We start from the raw sequence: 23,126 nt of genomic DNA, 5'->3' as shown, positions 1-23,126 counted from the left end.
AATCTAAGGTTCAGTCGTTGATTGGCTCTCAGGTGCCACGACTTAACGAGGCACTTGCCAAATCTTGATGATCTTATCAGCACTGCCGCCACTAGCAATCATCTTTCCATTTGGACTAACGCACTACAGAATAAATATAGCCTGAATCCAGTTGACAGTTTTTTAGCAGGATTTTAAACTGGCGTAAATAGAGGCGGCTACAGAGGAGGGGGTTGGGGCTGAGGTTCTGTAACTGTATGTTGCATTAAATACAACTTAGACAAGTTTTCGCTGATTTGCTATTTTAATACAATAAACAAAAAGATTCGCAGAATTATAAATGGACTGGATTACCTTACTGCGATCGCTACAATCTGATTTCATCAAGAGGTTAACATCTAGTTGTCTGCTGCATTGTGAAACAGAAGGGCAATATAGCGAGTTAACAGTTATCTCAGGCGAGAGGTTAAAAGCACTACGGGAATTTTGCTGGCAGATGGCTGAGAAATATAAGCGCACTTCACCAGTCCGTGATGTTTTTATCAGTAATTTGAAAGGCAAATTAGGTGAAGAAGTTGTTAAAGAACGTTTAGCTGCTTTTGTGACTGAAGTAGATTATGAGAAACGATTTGGTGTCGGCGATGGCAAAGTTGATTTTACGCTGACTTTTGACCCCTCAGTTGGCATTGCCGTTAAATCACGTCATGGCAGTCTTAATAAAGTCAGATGGTCAATTAATTCAGAAGAAGTTCAAAAAAATGCCGTTGTTGTCTGCATATTTATTCAGGAGGAAGTCAATGAGGCACAACCTGAATATCATCTCTTCTTTGCTGGTTTTCTTCCTACCCAAATGATTAAGCTAAAGACTGGAAATATTTTATTTGGGATAGAACAATTACTCTATGGCAGTGGTTTACGGTGCTATTTAGAACAGTTAGAATCTTTAACACCAGCAAACTCTCATCAAACATCTCAACTAGGTAAATATAACCTTAAGCACGAACACCGCTATCAGCAAGAAAAGCAACACTTGCCTAAAACAAACTTTTCTTCTCAACAACAGCAACAATCTGTCAAAAAAAACTTTTCTCCTGAGCAAAATGATTATCTCCGTTTCCATAATGGAGACATGAATTTGCTTTCTGTCAAACTAGGTGATGAATGCTTTGAGAAAGAACAGTACAATGCTGCCATTAATAACTACAATCAAGCTTTAAAGCTGAACTCTCAAGATGCTGAAACTTTTTATAAGCGTGGTTTTGCTCATTCTCATATAGGAGATTACAAGGCAGCAATTGCTGATTACGTTCAAGCAATAGAAATTAATCCTTATTACGGTAAAGTTTACACTAAACTTGGCTTAGCTCGATATCATCAGGGAGACTACGAGGGAGCAATTGCAGATTATACTCAGGCAATTAAAATGAATCCTAATGATGCAGTGGCTTACAAAAGTCGTGCTGATATTCGTTATCAGTTAAGAGATTATCAGGGTGCAATTGAGGATTATAATCAGGCACTCAAAATTAATCCAAATAATTCTCATTTGGTAAACTCAAAAGAAGCTATTGAGCTTTTTACTCAGTCCAGAGAAGTAAAACCTAATGACATTAATGGTTACAAAAATCGTGGAGATTATCGTTTTGATTTAGGAGATTATCAGGGAGCAATTGAAGATTACACACAGGTGATTAAAAAAAGTTCTCATGATATTGATGCATATTATAACCGTGGTCAGGCTCGTTGTGACTTAGGAGATTATCAGGGGGCGATTGAAGATTACACACAGGTGATTAAGACACATCCTAACGATGCAGACGCATATTACAATCGTGGTCATGCTCGTTACAAGCTAGGAGATAGGCAAGGAGTTATTGATGATTTTCAAAAAGCAGCAGACCTTTATCGAAAAGAAGGTAAATTAGAGGAGCATAAAAATACACGGGAAAGAATTTTAGATTTAGAAATAGAAGAATCCTTAGATATTTTACATTTTTAAAAATCTCTAGCAGGAGTTGAGGATTAAGCAAAAAGAAGGAAAATAAATCGAACAACAACGCGAATAGTTTGATGAGTCATTAATCACAAGTCATTTGTTTTCTTTTCCTACTTTTTCTCTTCCACTTCAATCCCTCTCTTCCCCTACACCCCAAACACCCACACCTCTGGCTGCGACCATATAGCGGAAAATGTATTCCACTAACTCAATATCATTGCGGGCAGTTTTGGCAGAAGGTGCCCAAATGGTAACACCGTGGTCACGGATAAGTAAAGCCCTTAGTTGTGGAGGACTTGTTCTAAAGCGCTCTTTAATCTCATCTACAATGCAGGAAACCTGTAAATGGTTGTCAAAGATCGACATAGCGCAATCAGGATTCTCTTCCCAGACTCCCAGTCCTTTGAGCATCTCCAACGGTGGTAGAGGCAAGGTATCTCCTTTTACAAAACGAGAAACCAAATTTGCTTCTACTGAGTGAACATGATAGCAGCTTGTAGCTTCAGGGAATAGAGCATAAAGAACTTGGTGAATGGCAGTTTCAGCTGAAGGCTTCACATCAGGCGAGGGTTTTTCTACCCTTCGACTACCCTCAGGGCAAGCCGTGCCATTTGGATAGATACGTACAAAATCACCAAGTTCTAATTCTCCTTTACACTGACCACTAGCTGTAATCCAAAAGCTGTGATCAGGTAAACGAACTGAGAGATTTCCTGAAGTCCCCACCATCCATCCTTGTTGGTAGAAGTGACGGGCAGCACAGATGAGTTCAAGGCGAGGATCAATCAGCTTTGGGCTATTCATTGCGTCTTCATTTGTACTTTAGTGACAACCTGACGAGTGTGAATTTCTCTCCCTGTATATTCGGGAGTCCAACCTTGACTTCCAGTGAAATAACGCACTGCTTTAACTCGCCGTGCTGGGGTTAGATAAAACCAGTGTTCGGTCTTTGCAGGCACATTGATGTACTCTTGGGGTTGTATGGTCAGTTCTACTTGGCTATCATCCGGTCGGACAAAACCAAAAATGGCTTCTCCATCAATGATGTAACGAACTTCGTCTTCTGAATGGGTATGGATTTTGTCAAACTTTGTCATCATGGCATCAAGGTTCGGCATTCCTGGATGCAGGACAATTAAGTCGCGGGTTTGATAGCCTGCTGTTTGTTGCAGTTGCTGGAAATATTTATCCAGAGATTTTAAGACTTGTTCTTTTTCATCTTCATTGAGGCTATCTTGTGATATAAGTTCACGCAAGTGTTGACTTTCTCCGACAGCCCAACGATTAAGTTGAATATTTAGGGGTGCTAATTCCCGGGATATATCTTGCAAATCAGTGTATCGTGTCCCATCTTCTAATTGTAGAATCGCCATTTCTCACCTCGCGCAAAGATATATCTTCTACGGTATCTTATGAGGGACGGAGCGCGTCCGTTTGCCCTAAATGGGAGATTTAGGGAGAGGGTTTTCTCCACAAAACTCTCCGGCGAACAAGGCGATCGCCAATAAACTTCTATTCATGTTTAACTGTGTTGCCAAGATAGTTTATCTGTAAAAATTGGAGCTTAACTATTAAAATCCCTAAGAATCACTTATCTTTGCACTTTTTCTAGCGTTTTTCTTATTTCTATCCGAAAGTGCATAAGTTGATTCTGTTTACATCTAATAAGTCACAGCAAAGTTTTCCCTGGTTAACTTTCCTTACACAAATCAAGTAGGACTACTGCAGGTAATGACATTTTTGTCAATATCTAAGTCCGGGTTAAATCTAAAAACAAGGAGTTTATTTGAGTTATGCCTTTAATTGATGATGTTAAAAGAGTGTGCGATCGCCTAGCTCCTCTTGGCTGGCGCGACTTACTTCTCGCTCATGGACTTGATATCACCGCAGCCAATCTTAAGCAAGAATTAGCAAAGGAACTGCCAAATATCAACAGAACTATTAAAGGATTTGAAGATTTTGCTTTTGAAGGAAAAAGGGGAATAGAGCCAGGAAGTGCGGCTCGGAGTTTACTATTTCACGCTTTTGCTTCACACAATGTTGTCAGTGAAAACCTGAGGGAATATCCAACGCTGGCGGAATTTGAAGTTATTGAAAATTATGTTTACGGCGTGCAGCCGCCTTCATTGGAAGATTTGCGAGTTCGGGCACAAGGGGAACTTTTAGCGATAGTTGTCTTTGCTAGTGAGTATCGTCCTGCATCGGAAACTGTTCAGCGCAAGCATGCTGATTTGTGTTTTTCGCGTACTGGTGTGGCGCGTGTAGGAACAGCAGAAGCACAGTATAACGGCAAACTTCGTGGATTTTTACCCTTTGTTCAGGAAGATTCACAAGCTTTTCGCGTTTTACCAGCTCGCTATTCTGCCTATATTGCTGTTCAACGTAGAGGTGATCGAGCTACCTTTGTTCCCATGCGTTTTCAGGTTCAAAATAACAATGTTAATCTTCCACAAGGTGATGACAGAAGACGAGCAGGAGACGATAGCAGACTTTTCTGGGTTCCTCTGCACAAGCTGTTCAACGGCAAAGAATGTATTCGCAATTTAGATTTGCAGGTGACACTTAATGCTCGCCATATCAATGAAAAATTGCGGCGGATTCACTTAGTTTTGAAAAATGCAGGATGGGGTGAACCAGACATTAGTAATCCGCCATTCATTTTTTCAGATGGCATTGCTGAATTGACAACAAAGCCGGAATTTGGTCGTGGACTTCTAGTTCCAGTGGTTCATAAGAATCTAATTGAAGCTGCGAATTATCAAGGCAAACCACTGACTTTTAAAGTTCCAGCAGGTAGTAGGACTTTATCTTCCAGCTTAATGATTCCTGCAACTACAGGAGCAAGACGTGCTCCAGAATATGTTCACGCCCGTCACAAACTCTCCAACGGTCAAATCGACAATCTCAATAATCTCGCAAATGTCACACAAGCTGTACAAAAAGGTGGTTATGATGCCCTTCACTACCTTGATTTCACAGGTGATGGATCGATTGAAGCAGTTTGTCCACAGTTAGCAGTGGCAATTCCACGCCGTATTCCTGCTTATTCCCTTGTAACAGCACCAGATTTCTTTCCCAACTGCGATCAGCGAGAGCTATTGGAATGGACTGAGCAGTCGGTACCTGCTGCACTTAGACAGAATCTTTGGGAAGTTAGCCCAGAAACGCTATCCGACAGTCGCCTCGCTCCTAACCTGCAGTTAAAGAACGCTAATTTTCGTCCAGAAGATAAAACCGTCACTGCAATTGTCTGTTTACCCGTGAGTGGTTCAGTCAGACAAATGCCGTTAAGCGCTTCCCCTACAATGCGACATGCTTATCTTCCAGATGGAGCAGCTGGAATATTTGCCCCTGGTTGGGATGTGAGTTTTGATCGCGCCAACGGAGTAGATCATTTAGCAGCTTATGGGTTAGGCAGTCCTTTCCCAGAAGATTCTAAATTGTGTGCAGCACTCAGTACATTTTGGCCTGCAGTCGCTCCCGATGCTGCACGGACATTTCAGCCAAGCCAAGGACCGACTGTCAGCCCTTTGACTGATGAAGAAATTGGTCAGATTGGTAGTTCACCTTGGGATGGTATTCCTGGTCCAAAGCGAGTTACAAAGAATGGCAAAAACTTTATTGAGTATGCAGATTATGACCATGCAGATTATGTAGAAAGTTCTTTGCAGAAGAAATTCTCGTTGTCGCTAACAGGTAAAGTTGATGTGCGTGAATATGAAGCTAGAGTTTTGGCGATGGCAAATGTTTACCGCGTCATCCCTGAAGCGAGAGGTCAATGGAGGTTATTTTCGTTCCGTCAAGTGCAGCCAACTGATTCAGAATTACAACAGGCACAAACTCAAGCAACAACTACACTTGCTGGTATAATCTATCGGTTTGAAATCTATCGTCCTGGAGATCCATCGGCAAATCCAAATTCAGATGATTTTCGCAAACAATTGGTTCCAATTCAAGAAACCGCAACGCTTTTTGTCACACCCCTCAACATTTTGTTGAAACGTAACAATAATGCTTGGACACGTGTCTCATTGTGATGTACTGATTATAGGTAGCGGACCTGCAGGGTCTGCTGCTGCGATTGCATCCGCTCAAAAAGGTTTACGAGTTGTCCTGATTGAGCGGGAGCAATTTCCACGCTACCACCCCGGTGAAACTCTACACCCAGGTGTAGAGCCGCTTTTGAAGCAGTTAGGCGTGATCGAGCCAGTGCTAGCTGCTGGCTTTCTACGCCACACTGGAAACTGGGTGCAGTGGGAAGCCGAGAGGCATTTTGTCCCCTTTGGAGAAGATAATTCGGGCGCATGGCTGGGATTTCAAGCCTGGAGAGCCGATTTTGATACAATTTTGCTGAATCAAGCCAAAGCTTTGGGTGTTGAGGTTTTGCAGCCATGCCAAGCTTTGCATGTACTTGTGGATGAGGATAAAGTCGTTGGTGTTGAGACAAGCCTAGGAATTTTCAGGGCATCTAAAGTTGTTGATGCAACAGGAAGTCATCATTGGTTAGCTCGACAATTAGAACTGCAAATCAACTATCATTCTCCGCGTAGGATTGTATACTATGGCTATGCTTCTGGAGAATGTCCAATCCGGGATGATGCTCCAGCGATAGTTGCAGACTCTGGTGGGTGGACGTGGACTGCAAGAGTGCAACCTCAACTTTACCAGTGGACGCGTCTATGGTTAGTTGATCAGAAAATCCCAAAAGACTGGCTCCCGGATGAATTCCACGGACTCAAGACTCATGGGAAAATGCAGGCGGCTGATGTCACTTGGCGGATTGTTTCCCAGCCTGCGGGTTCTGGTTACTTCATGGTTGGGGATGCGGCGATGGTTCTTGATCCCGCATCCAGTCATGGGGTGCTCAAAGCAATCATGTCTGGGATCATGGCAGGGCATTTGATTGCAGGGGAATTCTTGGGTAGTCTTAACGCTACACAAGCAATTGGGCACTATTGCCAATGGATTTATGATTGGTTTGAGCACGATGTAGAGAAGCTGAGCAAGCTTTATGCCATGCTGCCATAGTTTCCAAGCGTTTTATATATAGCAGTCGTCAGATAGATTAGGACACGAACGAATGAGAAAACACGCTCACCAAGAGACTTGAAAGTCTGTTTCCTGTTAAGCGTTGCTTGTTCCCTGCTATATTAACCGAAACGTCCGCTAATATACTCTGCAGCTTCCTGAGTTGTAGGAGTGCTAAACATTTCTTCGGTAGGACTGAATTCGACTAATCTTCCTCTGCGTTTACCATGCTCGCTGATTTCGGTGTTGAAGAAAGCAGTCCAGTCTGCAACTCGCGAAGCCTGCTGCATATTGTGGGTTACCATGATGATGGTGTATTGCTCTTTGAGTTGCAGGCAAAGTTCTTCAACTTGACGAGTAGAAATAGGGTCTAATGCAGAGCAAGGTTCATCCATCAATAGGACATCTGGCTTCATGGCGATCGCTCTTGCAATGCAAAGACGTTGCTGTTGTCCTCCAGATAATGCTGTACCTTTGTCCTTAAGTTTGTCTTTCACCTCATTCCAAAGAGCAGCTTGTCGTAATGATTGCTCTACGAGTTCATCAATATTACCTTTATAACCGTTTGTACGTGGTGCAAACGAGATGTTTTCGTAAATAGATTTTGGAAAAGGATTTGGTCTTTGGAAAACCATTCCTACTTGACGCCGCAATTTCACAGAATTAATTTTAGGATCATAAATATTCTTATTGCGGTAATGCAGCCGACCTTCAACCTTCGCTCCTGGAATTAAATCGTTCATACGATTAAAGCAGCGTAACAGGGTACTTTTGCCACAGCCTGAAGGTCCAATAAAAGCAACAATTTTCTTCTCAGGGATTTCTATATAAACATCCTGAAGCGCGATCAATCCATTGTAGTAAACTTTAATCCCTTCAACATTGAAAACCGTACTGTCATGTTCACTTTGGGTGGCGCTACTTAATTTCCCTTTGGCGTTGTTATAAGTCATTTTTAATCTTTCCAATCTGTGATTTACTGTAAATGTTTGTTGAAATTTTGGAAACTCTTTTATTTAGATAGCGAGTAGCGTTGTCTAATGAAAATCGCCACGCCATTCAGAGCCAAAATTAAAAGAAGCAAGACAAGAATTGTCGCTGCTGCTGCATTGGAAAAACCTGGCTCTGGACGAGAGATGTAGGAGTAAATTTGGATGGGCAATGCCATGAATCGCTGAAACAAACCAGGGCTGAATGTTAAGAAACTAACAGCACCAACTACAATCAGACACGCTGCATCACCAATGGCACGAGAGACTGAAATAATCACTCCTGTGAGAATACCAGGGATGGCATAAGGTAAAACATGATTACTGATGGTTTGCCACTTGGTTATGCCTAAGCCGTAAGAAGCATTTCTTAGAGAATCTGGAACCGCTCGAATTGCTTCTCTGGCTGTCACAATAATCACTGGTAAAGACAGTAAGGACAAAGTTAGTCCTCCAGAAATCAAAGCTGAACCGAAGCCCAAAAAATAATTGAAAACTCCTAAACCCAGTAAGCCATAGACAATAGAAGGGACTCCAGCGAGATTGCTAATGTTAATCTCAATCAGATCAGCCCACCAGTTTTTTGGTGCATATTCTTCGAGATACAAAGCTGCTCCTACGCCGATTGGTACAGAAACCAAAATGGTGATGAGTCCTAACATAAGGCTGCTGACAATAGCAGGAAGGATGCCACCTTGATTAGGAAAACGGGAAGGTGTTTCCGTTATAAAACCAGGTGTAAAAAATCTAACTAATCCGTCTTTACAAATGTCAAAAACCAGGAGTGCCAGGACAAACAAACCAATGAGCAATCCAAGTAAAAAAATGACTTCAAAAATTTTTCCAAGTTTTTCTCTATTGTCTATATTGTCGGTAAAATCTTCACTTTCTTGTTGAAAATTGTCGGAGTTAATCGAACTAGCCATATCTCTTACTCGTATTTTTCTTTGAAGCGTTTAGCAATCCAATTACTAAAAATATTTAAAGCCAAAGTTATCAAAAATAGAACTGCTCCCACAGCGTACAAAGTCTTGTAGTTGAGACTGCCACGAGGACTATCTCCACCAGAAATCTGAGCCATGTAAGCTGTCATTGTTTGTACTGACTCCATGATATTAACAGTCAGTCTTGGTTGTTGTCCTGCGGCTATGAGGACAGTCATTGTTTCACCAACAGCTCGAGAAATTCCCAAAATAATCGAGGCGATAATTCCAGAAAGAGCAGCAGGCAGAACAACTCGAAATATAGCTTCGAGTTTAGTTAATCCCAATGCAGAAGCTCCTTCTCGCAAAGAGCGTGGCACAGCTTGTATAGCATCCAGACTAATAGAGCCAACAGTGGGGGTAATCATTACTCCCATCATCAAACCAGCACTCAAAGCGTTGAAGATTTCCAGTGGAAGAATATTGCGCAGCAACGGTGTGACAAATAAAAGTGCAAAGTAACCGTAAACAACTGTAGGCACTCCTGCTAGTAATTCTACTGCTGGACGTAAAATTGCTGCTACTTTAGGTTGGGCGTATTCGCTCAAGTAGATGGCAGAACATAAACCCAGAGGAATGGCAACAGACATGGCGATCGCCGTAGTCATAAAAGTGCCATTTATAAGGGGCCAAATTCCAAAATGTCGCTCTGCAAACAAAGGAGTCCACTGAGTATCGAGAAAGAACTGAGCAAACGAAACTTCTTGGAAAAACTCAAATGTCACTTGAAAGATAATGAAGACAATTCCAATCGTCGTCAGGATGGAAACCAAAGCACAGCAAAATAAAATCACTTCGACAATTTTGTCTTGGATATCGTCAGATGGTTGTCTTTCCAGCGTTCTTCTCGGTTCCTGATTGAAAGCGTTCTGATAATTACCACTCTGCACAATAACTATAAACAGGTCTATCAAGGGTTTGTCATCAAGCCTATTTGTAGGCCTATTCGCATTTTTTGGATTTTCAGATTTTCTCAGAAGGAATCTCCGAAATGCAAAAAGTTTTAAATATACTTTGTTACTGGTTCGCCTGGTTTTGCATCTTTGAACTTAGAACCCGTTTTCTCAGAAACAAATCTTTGTTTAGCCTTAGCATAAGCCTCATCAGTTAGTTCAACATAGCCAGACTGTCTCACCCACTTTTTGGAATTATCTAAGTAGAAACTAACAAAATCCTTCACTGCTGGCTTGCTGTCTAAATTCGTCTTGTTAACATAAATCAACAGAGGACGAGATAAAGGTTTGTAGATGTTGTTAGCAACTTTTTCCGGGGGATCTGGCGTTTCACATTTTCCTTCAGGAGTTTGTACACCGACCAGTTGCAGCTTATCCCTGTTTGCTAAGTAATAAGAAATTCCCACATATCCTAGTGCAGCATCATCACCAGCGATTCCATTCACAAGAACATTTTGATTCTGAGTAGCAGTGTAGTCTGTACGGCTAGCTTTGCCTTTTTTATTGATTGCTTGTGTGAAATAATCAAATGTCCCAGTATCAGAAGCAGGGGCATAAAGCCTCAAAGGTTTATTAGGAAACTTTGAGTTAACTTGATTCCAATTCCTTACTTTATTAGTTGATTTTGGACTCCAAATCTTGTTTAATTCCTTGATAGATAAGCAGCTAGCAAAGTTATTTTTGCGGTTGGCGATTACAGCAATTCCATCAAGAGCAATCGGCAGTTCTACGAATTCAATACCTTGCTTTTTACATTTTGTAATTTCTTCTTTCTTAATAGGGCGTGAAGCACCAACAACATAAATTTGACCAGAACAAAACTTACTCATCCCACCACCAGTGCCACTAGCTGCAACACTAATTTGGGCATCACTTTTAACCTTTTTAAATTCCTCCGCAACTGCTTGATGGAGAGGATAACCTACAAGTCCACCATCGATACTCACCTGCCTCTTCTTCTCTTCAGCACTGCTGCATGAAGTCAGGCTCCAGGCAATAACTAATAGTAATGTTGGAATAACTTGACTACGATCTAGCATTTTTCCAAAAACTAAAGTTCAAAAAAAATAGCACCATTAAGTACGTAAACCTTACAAAACGTAACATAGAGTTTTGGCGATTATTTCGCTTCACTCAACAAAAGATTGAAAATGGATATTTAGTGTTTGATACAATTAACGAGTAACAATTCTAAATTCATCTATTTGAAGATAATTCTGATTATTAGCGATCAGTAAGTGCATGAGTTTCCTCAAATTATTGATCAAGTGATATAAGAATATGAAATCTTAAGATAAATAGCTTTTCTATCTCCCTTTTCATATTGTACTATTTTCTTGTCCGTTTACCGTAGTTGTTAATTATGATTAGACAATATCATAGTTCGGGTATCACATGATATAACTTATGTCATATTTTGATGACATAAATCTAACTTAATACATAAATGCTCTTTGCTGTTGTGTACACACAGGTATATTGCTCTTTTTCATCCGTATTTGAGAAAAAAAGATATAGTTGATACTTAAGATGAACAAGTATTAAGATTGCGTAATATATTCTGTTATTTAAAATGTATAAAAACTCTCTAACTCTTTAGAAATCTTATTATGCCGTATTTTGTACTCAGTTATTCTATTTCTAACTTACGAGATCTGAAATTTTGCTATAAGCAGCTAAGAATTGGCGAAAACCCTTTATAGCTATAGAAGGAATTTTCAACATTACATTGGCTTTAGGGCGATAAAGCAGTAAGTTAAAGAAGCTACTCTAGGAATCGCCAACCTCAACGGCAGGGTAGGTTGGGGACGATATTAAATCTACATATTTACACTAAAAGTCAACTCTTAGGCGATCGCCCTTATTTGCCCAGCCACTCTTCAACTGGCTTCCTCCATAAATTAATTTGCGGAAGCCAATTCTTTGACATTGGGTTGCAAACTCTTGACAGATTGTGCAAACTCATTCAGAGCTTCTTTCAATCTCTGATCAATTTCCTGATCAAATTGAAGACTGCCATCTTGTTGTATTTGCAGTTGTTTGTCTACTGCATAAACGCCGCCCAAGATGAATCGTGCTTTTAACTCTGACAATACGGGTTTGAGGGCATAATCAATTGCCAACAAATGAGCTAAAGTCCCACCAGTGGCGATCGGTAACACGACTTTGCCTGACAACGCTCTTTGAGGTAGCAAGTCTAAAAACGCTTTGAGAACTCCCGTGTAGGCTGCTTTGTAAATCGGAGTGGCAATAATAACACCATCTGCCTTTTCTATGAGTCCTTTTGGTTGTTCTAAAGCTGGGCTATCGTAACGTCCATAGGCTAAAACTTCAGCAGGGACATCGCGAACAGAGATAATATCCGTTTGAAAGCCCTCTTGCTGCAAAATTTTAGTGGAGTGTTCCAGAAGCGTGTAGGTTCTGGAAGGATGAGATGGACTGCCAGCAATTGCTATGATGTTAGGCATATTTTGTGAACCGATACTTTTTCGCTAAACTTTGTCAACAAACTATGTGAACTTACCACAAAAAACTGAGTATAGTTATGGTGCGGGGCGAGGGCGCGAAGGAGCTAAGAAACTGCGTATCTCGTATTTATACTACGGCAATTATATCAAAGAACCGTAATTGTTTTAATTTTAAGATAAAATTGCTGCACGTCCTCTCAAGTCTAGCAAGACTCTTTTATGAAAAATAGGTTTGTATCTCAAATCCGGGTGCAACAGGACATTTTTTCCTTGTTGGGGCGATCGCTGATACTTAATATTGAATATGTAGAGTCTTTTGTCATTCCTAAACGTGCTTTCATCTGAGTTACCAACTATCAACGCCCTCAAAACACCCACAAGTTTTGCTTGGGTGGAACAAGCAATCTCTAACCTAGACACCATTCTCCTCGATCACTCTCAATGCGAACGCAAAGCCGCAGGGGTCGCTTTGAACATGATATTTCGCTACCCTTCCAATGCAAAAATGGTACGGGAGCTAACCAAAATTGCTCGTGAAGAACTAGAACATTTTGAATTGGTCAATCAATGGCTGGACCGTCGAAATATTCCTTTGCGTCCCTTACAGCCACCTCCCTATGGTGCTGGTTTAAAGGCGCAAATTCGACCCAAGGAACCTGAACGGTTTTTAGATTCCCTGCTAGTGAGTGGTTTGATTGAAGCTCGTAGTCACGAACGCCTTGGATTGTTAGCGGCTCATTGTCCAGAACCTGAGTTAGCTAAATTTTATCATGGCTTGATGGCATCTGAGGCACGGCACTATGGTATTTATTGGGTTCTGAGTGATACCTACTTTAACCGTGAAATTGTCAGACAACGGTTGGATGAGTTAGCGGTAGTTGAAAGTCAATTGCTAGCAAATCTACATTCAGAACCTCGCATTCACAGTTAGAAGATATTGGAAATGAAAAATTACTATAAGAAATGTCTCATTCGTGACTGGGAGTTTGGGGTTTAGGACAAGGAAAAAAAATATTTGCTACAACCATTAGAAGCAGCGCTAGCATTCCGTGGTTTTCAGTAAATTTGGATTGAAACCGCCAGTGTTTTGAGCGAAGCTGTCAAACTATACGAAAGCAGTGGGTATCAAAAGGCAACGGGTGTAGAAACAGCTCGTTGTGATACAGTTTATGTAAAGTCCCTAGGCTCTGGTCATTAGTTATAGCTATAGCCAACTCTATTAGGACGTAGGGAACGCTTAACGCTTAACAGGGTTTCAAATCTCGTGATGTCCGTATTTTCTGATTAGTTCATGTCCTAATCTACCTGGCAACGGCTATATTTGAACTTTTTTAAGTGCGTACTCGTACGCCAAATTTTGAATGGCTTAATTTGAGCATAGCAAGTGGGACTGAACCGTCACCCAGAATGCACCAACTGTGAGTCCTTAGCTTTCTTTATACTTTGTCTTTACGCCTCTTTTGCCAAAAAAGTCAAGTTTCAAAACGAGACAAAATTGCTATTTTTATTTTTAAACATTTATGATCAAAACTCTATACTTAGATAAAAGTATTAATAGTAACTAAGAAATGATTTCAGACCTGATTTGTGATTCTTGCTTCACCTATGGAGTATGGAAAAACATTAAACTAAGTGAAAATAGGGATAAAAAAATCTCTCTTGAGACGGTTGCATTATTTATCATACTAAATTAATAATAAGTATTTTAAACCAATTTCAGGGATAGTCATCAGACAACTGTTTGTAAAAGAATGGAACCACTATAGGCTGCCATTGATTTTGAAAAACAAGCTGCTGCATTTACCTAGTTTTGTCAGACGTGGAAAACTACTAAACACATGTTATACTCTTTTTTCCTGTACTCTACTTAAAAATTGTGTGTTTTGAGGGACACAACCATTATGTCTGCGAACAAGACAGACGTACTCAAAAATTGGTTGATAGTTGTAGCACTTACGTCTATTTTATCACCAATAGTATTTTTCATCACATTTACCAAAATGGAGGAGTTGTCAAATCAACCAAAAATCGAAAATAGAACTCAAGTATTCTCAACAACAGCTACCCTTTTGCTAGGATTAGCAGTGATGATTCATGCATACGTGGCAGCAAAACGCGCCCAAGCTCTTCAAGAAAGTGCGATCGCAGCGCATAAGAGTAATGAGATTGCAATCAAGAATGTCCGTATCGCCCAAGAAAGGCTGATTACAGAACGCTTTATGACTGCAATTACCCAGCTTGGGCATCAAAGTGCTGCGACACGGACGGGTGCAATTTATTCTTTGGAAAGAATTGCTCAAGATTCTCCTCAGCAATACTGGACAATTATGGAAATTCTGACAGCTTTTGTGCGAGAGAATGCTGCTGGAAAACTGCAAAACGAGCAAATTCAACAAACTGCAAGAACTCCTACAGATATTCAAGCAGCCTTGAATGTCATCGCCAGACGTCAGATCCAAAAAGACCAGCCAAATCAGAAAATTGATTTGCGATATGCTGATATGAGCACAGCAGACTTGCATAAAGCCAACTTCCAGCAAGCAGATTTGCGGGGAGCTAACCTCTGTCAAGCCAATTTACACGGAGCGAACTTGTGTGAGGCAAATTTGGAAGGTGCTAAACTCTCTGGGTCAATTCTATATCAGGCCAACTTGCAATCAACCAACTTAACTGATGCTGACCTTTGTGGAGCAAACCTTAATTGTGCTCAAGCCTCTGGGGCAAATTTACGTGCAGCAAATCTTACAGGAGCAAGTTTGCGTGGAGCTAATCTACGAAGAGCTAATTTATACAAAGCCAATTTGCAAGGGTCTAATTTAAAAGCTGCGAACTTACAAGAGGCAAAGCTGTTTTTAGCTAATTTGCAAGGGGCAAAGTTGAGTAAAGCCAACTTGCAAGGAACGGGTTTGATTGGAGCAAATTTGCAACAAGCAAACCTGAATGGGGCGAACCTCCAACAAGCAAACCTGAATGCAGCCAAACTGCAAAACACAGAAATGTTTTTTGCTAACTTTTCTGAAGCAAGCCTTCGAGAAACTGACCTCTGCGGAGCAAACCTTATGGGAACGAACCTACAAATGGCAATTCTCCATGAAGCAAACCTCTGTGGGGCAAACCTCATGGGAGCCAACCTTAACATGACAAATCTAAGTCATGTAAAACTGGAAGGGGCAATTTTAACAGGAGCCAAAAACCTGAAACTGCATCAAATGACATTTACACAAGACGATGTTACAACTCACCTGACAGATAATGTTCCATCATAGCGCGGATCGCACGCCGATTAGTTAACTAACAGTAAGTTGGAAGCACAATTAACTGACTGATAATTCATTTACATTTGATATGCAAACAGGGTGCGTCCCTACTTTTCAATACACCCAAACTGACTGACCTGAATAAAATTCTTTTGCAGCTACCAATTATATCGTGTCGGGTTGAAGACTTAATCACCACACTCCATGGGGAAATCCAAATTTTCGATTTTTGTAAGCAGGGTAAGCGCATCTTGTAAATAAGAACGTCTCAGAGTCAATCAAGCCGAAAATCGTCGCAGTAATTCTTGTTTATTGATAATGTTTTTGGCGATTGCAAAAAAGCAACACACGCATCAGCCCAAAGCGCATGCTGCGCGAAGACGTATCGCTTTGACCCTTGGGAAACATACAAAACGAGAAACTGTGATGATTCATTGACACACAAACACATGTTTTTGTCAACACTAATTTAGATGCGCTTACCCTGTTTTGCAAAAAGTCTAATGTTCGAGAAGCAATGATTACTCAACAGCGCTAGAACTCAAACTTCTTGTCTCCCAAACCACCATATTATTATGGGTTGACGTTGGTGCAGGTGGCTGGTGTAAGGCAATCAACTGTGCTAATGTTCGTTTTAGCTGAGTACGAGGAACAATCTCATCCACAAAGCCGTGCTTGAGTAAATCTTCCGCAGTTTGAAACTCCTCTGGAAGTTTTTCCCGTAAGGTTTGTTCGATCACTCGCCGCCCAGCAAAACCGATAGTAGCCTTTGGTTCTGCTATGATGATATCGCCCAACATCGCAAAACTAGCAGTTACACCACCTGTGGTGGGATTTGTCAAAACGGGAATGTACAGCAACCGCGCTTCTTGATGACGCTCCAAAGCTGCAGAGATTTTCGCCATCTGCATGAGGGAAAGCATTCCTTCTTGCATCCTCGCTCCACCAGAGGTACAAACAATAACCACAGGATATCGTCGTTGAGTGGCTTGCTCAATCAGGCGCGTCAGTTTTTCTCCGACAACAGAACCCATACTTCCTCCCATAAACCGGAAGTCCATAACGCCAAGAGCAATGGATAAACCATTTATTTGACCAAAACCAGTTTTAACGGCGTCTATTAACTTCAGTTTGTCCTGGGTTTCCCGCAGGCGATCAAAATAAGGTTTGCGATCGCGAAACTGTAGTGGATCGGTAGGACACAAATGCTCATCTATCGACCTCCAACTATTCACATCAATCAATTGACGGATGCGCTCATCACTATCAACTCGATTATGATGTCCACACTCAACACAAACCATTTGGTTGGCTCTTAGATCTTTGGCATATGTCAACACTCCACAGTTAGAACATTTATGCCACAGTCCATCAGCAATCTCACGCTCTTGGGGTTCTAGGATGGTAGATCCTGATTTCCGTCGATTTGCAAACCAATCTAATAAAGACTTTAAACCGCGTGATTCTTCGTTGTTCGCCATTTGTATCTTATCTTACGTGGATAGTATGTTGATAAAAGATCAAACCAATGCTGTCAAAATCTTAGTTTTTTATCATGACTCCTTTGTCCATACTAAGGATGAATGACTCATAACTAATGACAACATATTCAAAATTGTCTTGTAAGCTGTAGGAGACCATATTTTAGATCTTTGGTTGCCAGCTTAACGAAAATACGTAAACCAATTCAAGTCTCTTGCTCGCCTTCTGGGAAACTTAAAAAGTAGTAAAGCAGTCCATTGCTGTTGTAACCGTACCTACAAAGCTGCACTAAGCCCCTGTCCCAAATAGGATTTCACCCCCTAAATCAATAATATTTGTTGGTATGTTATGAGAGGCAAGCAATTGCTGCATCAATTTTTCTTGTCAAAAGGGTACCCGTTATTAAGAGGATCATCCAACTCACGCTTAGGGTCTGTCTGTGGCTAAGGCTACAGCTTTTGGATCAGCGTACGCGCAGTCTCTTTGGAGGAGGTACGACACAGTTATGGCGATGCGATACGCAAAGCGTCAAGCCGGAGGCTTATCGCTCCCAAGTTCTGTGGAAGCTTGCGCGAACAAACAAGCGTGTTGTACAGGAAATACGCACACGCTACTTTAGGTGGTGAATATCACTCTACAGGGTGTGGAAAACCAGACTGCAGGGCTGAATTCACAAGATGATGTTATCAAAAGCTTAAAGATAGTAGTGGTGATTAAATCTACAGTTCTAGTGTATCTCCAAGTAGAGATAGACACTGCAAGGGCTTGCTGGAGAAACCAAGAATCTCCAGGAGTATCCCAAATATGTAAATTTATTTTATTTTGTAGTGCGCACAGAAGCGCGTTGTAGCGACTTCGGGGCCGGACAGCCCGCTTTCAATAGAAGTAGGGAGCAAGATGCTCCGACTACGATCTTTTATCCAAAATTGGGATGTTCTCGAATCTCCTCGCATGAGGCTAGTGTAGTGTCAAATTCTATTCTTCAACTGATTGGAAAAAATAATCGTAAATAAAAAGACAAAATCGCCTCGCCGCCAAATAGAGCAATAACTGCCCCGCAAGCAAGAAAAGGACCAAAAGGTATCTTTTGCCCCCATTTTTGAGACAGCGCTGTGCGACTGTTGTGCTGTGATAGTATAATTTTGCCGCCAGCGACTATTACTCCAATAAGACTTGCAAGAAAAGTAGCAAGCAACAAATACTTCCATCCTAGCCATGCTCCGATCATGGCTGCTAATTTGGTGTCTCCTCTACCCATAGCAGTTTTGCCGCATATAATTGAACCAATTATGGCGATCGCATCAAATAGCCATAAGCCCACCACTGCTCCTCCTATCGCCATTTTCAGATGATGTACCAATCCGATCCAATTCGCTTGTGGTAGAAAGCCACAAATTATGTGAAAAACAATTCCTACTAACAAACCCGACTTAGTCAGTGAGTTCGGTAGTGTCATTGTATCTAAATCAATCAGCGATAGTGCCAATAACCAACTGCAAAACGCCCAGTTACCTACTGTATAGAGCGAATACTTCTGTATCCAAAAAACTAACAAAAAAATAATACCCGTCACCCCCTCTACCACAGGATAACGGATAGAAATTTTTCTTTTGCAATAACGACAGCGTCCTCTTAACCATAGCCATCCCAACAGCGGTACATTATCGTAGGGTTTGAGTTGGTTTAAGCAATGGGGACAACCAGAGGGTGGAAAAAGAATCGAAAGTCCAATTGGTAACCGATAGACTATTACATTAATAAAGCTGCCAATAGATGTGCCTAAAGCAAAGACGATGAAACTTGTCTGGACTATTGTCAAGATGAACATTCGAGTCAATTGTGAGTTAGTGCGTTATTTGGGGCTTCGCCCATGAACAGCGGGTTCACCCAAACAGAGGGTTATTGCCATTTGCTCAAAAGTTATAACCTTAACTCACGACTGATGACTCATCACCAGTCTTTATGGCTTAATACATATACGACTCAATTTGATTCAAAGGCACAAAGCATTCTTCAGGCAAGAGAATTGGTTGGTGAGTAAAAATCACTTTACCTCGGTGATTAGACCGATTAATTGCCACTCCTGAAGCTTGTCCAGTGATTTCGGGATGTACCTCACAGTAAGTGTGGTAAATCTGTCCAGCAGCTCTGATCACGGCAGGATCAATCAAAGCTGGCTGGTTCTTCTGATTGGTATAGTTTTCCTGTCCTTTTTTTAAAGCGTACACCACTCGCGAAGTATTGTTGTAGGTTTGTGTTAATAGTTTATCCGAAAATTTTCTTTAAAGTTGCCAAAATTTCCACATTGAGCATATGCACTTATTTTGCTTCCAGAACTTGGATCAGTGCTTGGCCCATAGCGCGACAACCCAAAAGGTTCATATCTGGGGAAATTATATCTCCTGTGCGATCGCCTCTTTGTAACACTTCTAACACTCCTTGTTCAATGTGATCTGCTGCAGTTGATTCGTTTAAACCATAACGAAGCATCATAGCAGCACTTAAAACCTGTGCCAAAGGATTTGCTTTATCTTGCCCTGCTATATCTGGGGCAGAACCGTGGACAGGTTCAAAAACTCCTGGATTAGAAGCACCCAAACTTGCAGAGGGTAACATCCCAATACTCCCAGTTAGCATAGCAGCTGCATCTGAAAGAATATCACCAAACAAGTTGCCTGTGACAATAGTATCGAACTGCTTGGGAGCGCGTAACAACTGCATGGCTGCATTATCTACATACATATGAGAGAGTTCCACATCCGGATACTCTTGGGCAAGTTTGGTGATGCGATCGCGCCACAGTTGAGAAACTTCCAACACATTCGCCTTATCCACTGAACAGAGTTTCCCTCCCCGTTTTTGTGCAGCTTCAAACGCCACCCGCCCAATGCGCTCAATTTCTGATTCGGTGTAAGCCATTGTATTCACGCCGCGCTTTTCACCCGTTTCTGTTTCAAAAATTCCTTTAGGCTTGCCAAAGTAAATTCCTCCGGTGAGTTCGCGGACTACCAAAATATCAACGCCTTCGACAACCTCCCGTTTCAAAGAAGAAGCATCTATCAACTGAGGCAATATTTTCGCAGGGCGCAAATTGGCAAATAATCCCAACCCTGCACGCAGTCCTAACAAACCTGCTTCTGGACGTAAATGGGATGCTAAGGAGTCCCACTTGTAACCGCCAATAGCTGCTAGTAACACAGCATCGCTATTGCGACACGTATCCAAGCTGGATCCTGGAAGGGGTTCGCCTGTAGCATCAATTGCTGCACCACCGATGAGTGCTTCTTGGAATTCAAACTGAATATCAAACTTTTTCCCTACGACTTTCAGCACGTCTACCGCAACTGCCATAATTTCGGGTCCGATGCCATCGCCAGGGAGTAGGGTAATGCGGTAGTTGTGGGTCATACTTCGTTTTGGTGGTAGGTAAATGTTTAATCGCGCAGAATTTCTTGCAGATCAAATATCATACCTAGCAAGTGTACGCCCATGAGTAGCAATCGAGCAAAAAACTGGGTAAAGCCTATAATCCTTATTTGGTGTTGACATCGCTATTACCGCACGCCGCAAAGCGGCGTGCGGTAATTTTATTATTATGTGATTGAAAGAACTTGATATAAAAGATTAAGGAACGCCAAGGAAATGAGTGAACACCTGGGTGATAATCTAGACTCGCCTGAGCAAAAAAGGCAACAGGAGGCGGCCGAGTGGAAAGCTCAGGCTCGACACCAACAGGTTCAGGAGGAGCAACGCCAAATCTCAGAAGAGCAGCGGCAGTCTGCTGAAGAAGACAGGCAGTTACAGGAGAAGAGGCGAGAAGCTGCAGAAGAAATCAGGCGGGCTACTGAGCAAGCGCGAGAGTCTGCAGAAGAAATCAGGCAGGCTGGTGAGCAAGCGCGACTGGCTGCTGAACAAGCGCGACTGGCTACTGAACAAGCGCGACTGGCTCTACTGGAGCAAGAGGAGATTTTGAAGCAGATGCAGCAGTCTGCCGAACAAGCGCGACACACTCGTAGTAAAACCGATTAGTGCACCGAAGCGAATAGCAGTCCTAAATGATTTGTAAATATTGATTTAATGTTGGAGTTGAGGCGAATAGATTGATTGGCTGGGACGAAGTCTCCGATATAATCTTCTTGTTGCACAAGCACGCTCACCCCAGTTGTTGTAAGAAGACAGCAAAATCTGGTTTCAGGCGAATTGCTTTGTGTCAGAGAGCGATCGCTCCTTTGTCCCCTTATCCGCACCCCAGTTTGCTACATTCAGCACAAACAAGAAAAAAATATAGATGTTAAAAGGTTCTTTTTGATGAATTGTATAAAGTGGCGCTTTTTACTGAGTTTGATTCCAAACTGGCGGCGGTTGTTTTCCTTATCTGTGCTGCTGACTTGCTTGTTATTGACAAATGTACAGTCAGCGTTTGCTGATCTTAATAACGACAGATACGATGGCAATATTTTTGTGGTTTATGCGGGGAATGGTTCACTGGTTCCTCCAAAGGCGACTCTAGCAAAAGCTTTAGCAGACCATAAACCAACGCTGTTAGCATTTTATTTGGATGACAGCAGCGATTGTAAGAAATATGCCATTGTTGTTTCAACGATACAAGAATATTACGGTCGAGTAGCAGAAATTATTCCAGTTAATGTCGATAGCATTTTAGATGGAAAAACTTATAACTCTACAGAACCAGCTTATTACTACTCTGGGGTTGTTCCCCAAGTTGTAGTATTTAATCAATCCGGTGAGGTCGTTTTGAATAAAAAGGGTCAAGTCCCCTTTGAGAAAATGGACGATAAATTTAGAGAACTGTTTGATTTATTACCTCGTTCAGAATCAGTACCATTGAAGCGCCGAGCATTTAATGAGTTAAGCAGCGAGTTAGCGAAGTAAGTTGTGGGGCAGACAAAATTTGTCTGCCTTGTTTTTTCGTGTTATTAGATACTGCAAAGCTATTGATTCAAAGGGATAATGTATACGAATAATCTTTAAAAATTGTTGAGAACTGAGGAGTTAGGAAGTCAAGATCAAGTAAGTGAATAAATAATGACTATTGACCAATTGACTTTGACTTATAAAGTGTGCCCTGATGTCAAAGGTTTACACCACCGAGCAGTTAATTCAAATTTTACGTTCTGAACGCCAAGCTTGCCTCAAGGGAAACCGCCTGAAGTTAGCAGTCACTGTCTCTGGCAATCCTGTCATAGACCAGTTTATCAGAACCGATGGGCTACAACAGTTTACAGCATATCAAGATTTTAAAGCCACCATTCACGAATACCAAAACGAACATCAAGTTTCAGGTATTGTCTGGCGTGAGGTGACTATCAAAGGAAAAATGTTACGCTATCCAGAAGTAGATGCTCAGTTAATTGCTTTAGCCAGTGACATTAAAATATTAAAAGCAGCCAACAATTCCATAGTGCAATTTTGGAATCAAGTCACTGTAGGGATGGACTTGTACTTAAGTTTTAGTCATGGCAAACAGCATCGACAGATAGAAAGAATTGATGTAGATAGAATTGCTCAAAGAACAGAATGGACAAGTTTGTCCAAATGTGAAAATACTAATTTTTTGGAAGTGATTTTACACTTAGGATGGGGTCAACCAGAGGAAGCCTGTTATAAACGAGGGTTTCCAACTTCTGGAAGTGAGTGTATTCATGCTGTCAATCCAGGAAATCGTCCAATTGGGTAACGAATGGGTTTGAGTGCTATCGCTTTGCTCATTGCTGTCTTCCGGAATTAGACCGCAGTGATATCAATATTCAAACAACCTTATTGGGTAAGAATCTTGGTGCACTACTTCTGATTTCTTCCATGACAGGAGGGACAGAACTGGCGCGGCTAGTCAACACTCGGCTTGCAAGTGTTGCTCAACGTTACCGATTAGCAATGGGAATTGGTTCGCAACGAATTGCTTTAGAGATGCCCCACCTAGTACAGCACGGCGTAAGTTAACCAGGTATTACTGTGGGAGAATGAGTAATT

General features: G+C 41.6%; 20 protein-coding genes and 2 pseudogenes. 11 read left to right on the top strand and 11 right to left on the bottom strand.

What is annotated here, in order from left to right; all coding sequences use genetic code 11:
- Window positions 1-319 precede the first annotated feature (319 nt).
- Complete coding sequence (locus AC5590_RS27960) at window positions 320-1,978, top strand: tetratricopeptide repeat protein (RefSeq protein ID WP_169266586.1); 1,659 nt, start codon at window positions 320-322, stop codon at window positions 1,976-1,978.
- A gap of 126 nt (window positions 1,979-2,104) precedes the next feature.
- On the opposite strand, the gene mtnB is transcribed toward AC5590_RS27960, so the two are convergent.
- Together mtnB and AC5590_RS27950 are read right to left on the bottom strand one after the other, a co-directional pair.
- On the bottom strand, window positions 2,105-2,779 hold the full coding sequence (mtnB, locus tag AC5590_RS27955) for a methylthioribulose 1-phosphate dehydratase (RefSeq protein WP_169266585.1): 675 nt from the start codon (window positions 2,777-2,779) through the stop codon (window positions 2,105-2,107).
- Window positions 2,776-3,348 (bottom strand): 1,2-dihydroxy-3-keto-5-methylthiopentene dioxygenase, encoded by a 573-nt coding sequence (locus AC5590_RS27950; protein ID WP_169266584.1) that lies wholly within the window; start codon window positions 3,346-3,348, stop codon window positions 2,776-2,778. The genes mtnB and AC5590_RS27950 overlap by 4 nt, the downstream gene beginning before the upstream one ends.
- Before the next feature lie 420 nt (window positions 3,349-3,768).
- On the opposite strand from AC5590_RS27950, the gene AC5590_RS27945 reads away from it, so the two are divergent.
- Window positions 3,769-6,012, top strand: coding sequence for a hypothetical protein (locus AC5590_RS27945; protein ID WP_169266583.1), 2,244 nt, complete (start codon window positions 3,769-3,771; stop codon window positions 6,010-6,012).
- The gene (locus AC5590_RS27940; RefSeq protein ID WP_169266582.1) at window positions 5,987-7,003 is read left to right on the top strand and encodes an NAD(P)/FAD-dependent oxidoreductase; all 1,017 of its coding nucleotides are present in this window, start codon (window positions 5,987-5,989) and stop codon (window positions 7,001-7,003) included. Before AC5590_RS27945 ends, AC5590_RS27940 begins: the two co-directional genes overlap by 26 nt.
- 122 nt (window positions 7,004-7,125) lie before the next feature.
- Here the strand turns inward: AC5590_RS27940 and pstB are convergent, their stop codons facing one another.
- The 5 genes from pstB to ssuE form a co-directional block, all read right to left on the bottom strand.
- Window positions 7,126-7,956, bottom strand: a complete 831-nt coding sequence (gene pstB, locus AC5590_RS27935; RefSeq protein WP_169266581.1) for a phosphate ABC transporter ATP-binding protein PstB — start codon at window positions 7,954-7,956, stop codon at window positions 7,126-7,128.
- Window positions 7,957-8,015: 59 nt separating this feature from the next.
- A complete protein-coding gene (gene pstA, locus AC5590_RS27930; protein ID WP_169266580.1) occupies window positions 8,016-8,918 on the bottom strand; it encodes a phosphate ABC transporter permease PstA in 903 nt (300 codons plus the stop codon).
- Window positions 8,919-8,923: 5 nt separating this feature from the next.
- Window positions 8,924-9,865 carry a phosphate ABC transporter permease subunit PstC gene (gene pstC / locus AC5590_RS27925; RefSeq protein ID WP_169266597.1) on the bottom strand — a complete coding sequence of 314 codons (942 nt, stop codon included), beginning with the start codon at window positions 9,863-9,865 and terminating at the stop codon, window positions 8,924-8,926.
- A gap of 113 nt (window positions 9,866-9,978) precedes the next feature.
- Window positions 9,979-10,968, bottom strand: coding sequence for a PstS family phosphate ABC transporter substrate-binding protein (locus AC5590_RS27920; RefSeq protein WP_169266579.1), 990 nt, complete (start codon window positions 10,966-10,968; stop codon window positions 9,979-9,981).
- Between the two features lie 861 nt (window positions 10,969-11,829).
- Complete coding sequence (gene ssuE, locus AC5590_RS27915; protein ID WP_169266578.1) at window positions 11,830-12,396, bottom strand: NADPH-dependent FMN reductase; 567 nt, start codon at window positions 12,394-12,396, stop codon at window positions 11,830-11,832.
- A gap of 219 nt (window positions 12,397-12,615) precedes the next feature.
- On the opposite strand from ssuE, the gene AC5590_RS27910 reads away from it, so the two are divergent.
- From AC5590_RS27910 to AC5590_RS27895, 4 genes and pseudogenes are all read left to right on the top strand, one after another.
- Window positions 12,616-12,741 carry a hypothetical protein gene (locus AC5590_RS27910; protein WP_256379384.1) on the top strand — a complete coding sequence of 42 codons (126 nt, stop codon included), beginning with the start codon at window positions 12,616-12,618 and terminating at the stop codon, window positions 12,739-12,741.
- Window positions 12,728-13,327 (top strand): MiaE family protein, encoded by a 600-nt coding sequence (locus tag AC5590_RS27905; RefSeq protein WP_169266596.1) that lies wholly within the window; start codon window positions 12,728-12,730, stop codon window positions 13,325-13,327. The genes AC5590_RS27910 and AC5590_RS27905 overlap by 14 nt, the downstream gene beginning before the upstream one ends.
- Window positions 13,328-13,405: 78 nt before the next feature.
- Window positions 13,406-13,594: pseudogene (locus AC5590_RS27900) on the top strand (GNAT family N-acetyltransferase); the annotation flags it as partial.
- Window positions 13,595-14,297: 703 nt separating this feature from the next.
- Entirely contained in the window at window positions 14,298-15,662 is a 1,365-nt protein-coding gene (locus AC5590_RS27895; RefSeq protein ID WP_169266577.1) for a pentapeptide repeat-containing protein, read from the top strand.
- Between the two features lie 512 nt (window positions 15,663-16,174).
- Here the strand turns inward: AC5590_RS27895 and accD are convergent.
- The 4 genes from accD to leuB form a co-directional block, all read right to left on the bottom strand.
- Window positions 16,175-17,134 (bottom strand): acetyl-CoA carboxylase, carboxyltransferase subunit beta, encoded by a 960-nt coding sequence (gene accD / locus AC5590_RS27890; RefSeq protein ID WP_169266576.1) that lies wholly within the window; start codon window positions 17,132-17,134, stop codon window positions 16,175-16,177.
- 983 nt (window positions 17,135-18,117) lie between these two features.
- Window positions 18,118-18,963, bottom strand: a complete 846-nt coding sequence (locus AC5590_RS27885; protein ID WP_169266575.1) for a prepilin peptidase — start codon at window positions 18,961-18,963, stop codon at window positions 18,118-18,120.
- A gap of 139 nt (window positions 18,964-19,102) precedes the next feature.
- On the bottom strand, window positions 19,103-19,363 hold the full coding sequence (locus AC5590_RS27880) for a hypothetical protein (RefSeq protein ID WP_169266574.1): 261 nt from the start codon (window positions 19,361-19,363) through the stop codon (window positions 19,103-19,105).
- Window positions 19,364-19,454: 91 nt separating this feature from the next.
- Window positions 19,455-20,543 (bottom strand): 3-isopropylmalate dehydrogenase, encoded by a 1,089-nt coding sequence (gene leuB / locus AC5590_RS27875; protein ID WP_169266573.1) that lies wholly within the window; start codon window positions 20,541-20,543, stop codon window positions 19,455-19,457.
- A 234-nt stretch (window positions 20,544-20,777) separates the two neighbouring features.
- Here leuB and AC5590_RS27870 point away from each other — a divergent pair, with 234 nt between their 5' ends.
- From AC5590_RS27870 to AC5590_RS27855, 4 genes and pseudogenes are all read left to right on the top strand, one after another.
- Complete coding sequence (locus tag AC5590_RS27870) at window positions 20,778-21,164, top strand: hypothetical protein (protein ID WP_169266572.1); 387 nt, start codon at window positions 20,778-20,780, stop codon at window positions 21,162-21,164.
- 279 nt (window positions 21,165-21,443) lie between these two features.
- Window positions 21,444-22,028, top strand: a complete 585-nt coding sequence (locus AC5590_RS27865; protein ID WP_169266571.1) for a thylakoid membrane photosystem I accumulation factor — start codon at window positions 21,444-21,446, stop codon at window positions 22,026-22,028.
- A 196-nt stretch (window positions 22,029-22,224) separates the two neighbouring features.
- Complete coding sequence (locus AC5590_RS27860) at window positions 22,225-22,833, top strand: hypothetical protein (RefSeq protein WP_169266570.1); 609 nt, start codon at window positions 22,225-22,227, stop codon at window positions 22,831-22,833.
- Window positions 22,830-23,075, top strand: a pseudogene (locus AC5590_RS27855) (type 2 isopentenyl-diphosphate Delta-isomerase); the annotation flags it as partial. The gene AC5590_RS27860 and the pseudogene AC5590_RS27855, both read left to right, overlap by 4 nt.
- Window positions 23,076-23,126: the final 51 nt, after the last annotated feature.

Origin of the sequence: Brasilonema octagenarum UFV-OR1 (assembly GCF_963888615.1) — a bacterium.
In the GTDB taxonomy this organism is placed as follows: Bacteria; Cyanobacteriota; Cyanobacteriia; order Cyanobacteriales; family Nostocaceae; genus Brasilonema; species Brasilonema sennae.
This window is presented reverse-complemented; position numbering and strand designations above follow the sequence as displayed.

Coding starts and splice junctions, on each gene's coding strand:
- AC5590_RS27960 (WP_169266586.1), top strand. CDS start 320: ATGGACTGGATTACCTTACTGCGATCGCTACAATCTGATTTCATCAAG.
- mtnB (WP_169266585.1), bottom strand. CDS start 2,779: ATGAATAGCCCAAAGCTGATTGATCCTCGCCTTGAACTCATCTGTGCT.
- AC5590_RS27950 (WP_169266584.1), bottom strand. CDS start 3,348: ATGGCGATTCTACAATTAGAAGATGGGACACGATACACTGATTTGCAA.
- AC5590_RS27945 (WP_169266583.1), top strand. CDS start 3,769: ATGCCTTTAATTGATGATGTTAAAAGAGTGTGCGATCGCCTAGCTCCT.
- AC5590_RS27940 (WP_169266582.1), top strand. CDS start 5,987: ATGCTTGGACACGTGTCTCATTGTGATGTACTGATTATAGGTAGCGGA.
- pstB (WP_169266581.1), bottom strand. CDS start 7,956: ATGACTTATAACAACGCCAAAGGGAAATTAAGTAGCGCCACCCAAAGT.
- pstA (WP_169266580.1), bottom strand. CDS start 8,918: ATGGCTAGTTCGATTAACTCCGACAATTTTCAACAAGAAAGTGAAGAT.
- AC5590_RS27920 (WP_169266579.1), bottom strand. CDS start 10,968: ATGCTAGATCGTAGTCAAGTTATTCCAACATTACTATTAGTTATTGCC.
- ssuE (WP_169266578.1), bottom strand. CDS start 12,396: ATGCCTAACATCATAGCAATTGCTGGCAGTCCATCTCATCCTTCCAGA.
- AC5590_RS27910 (WP_256379384.1), top strand. CDS start 12,616: ATGAAAAATAGGTTTGTATCTCAAATCCGGGTGCAACAGGACATTTTT.
- AC5590_RS27895 (WP_169266577.1), top strand. CDS start 14,298: ATGTCTGCGAACAAGACAGACGTACTCAAAAATTGGTTGATAGTTGTA.
- accD (WP_169266576.1), bottom strand. CDS start 17,134: ATGGCGAACAACGAAGAATCACGCGGTTTAAAGTCTTTATTAGATTGG.
- AC5590_RS27885 (WP_169266575.1), bottom strand. CDS start 18,963: ATGTTCATCTTGACAATAGTCCAGACAAGTTTCATCGTCTTTGCTTTA.
- leuB (WP_169266573.1), bottom strand. CDS start 20,543: ATGACCCACAACTACCGCATTACCCTACTCCCTGGCGATGGCATCGGA.
- AC5590_RS27870 (WP_169266572.1), top strand. CDS start 20,778: ATGAGTGAACACCTGGGTGATAATCTAGACTCGCCTGAGCAAAAAAGG.
- AC5590_RS27865 (WP_169266571.1), top strand. CDS start 21,444: ATGAATTGTATAAAGTGGCGCTTTTTACTGAGTTTGATTCCAAACTGG.
- AC5590_RS27860 (WP_169266570.1), top strand. CDS start 22,225: ATGTCAAAGGTTTACACCACCGAGCAGTTAATTCAAATTTTACGTTCT.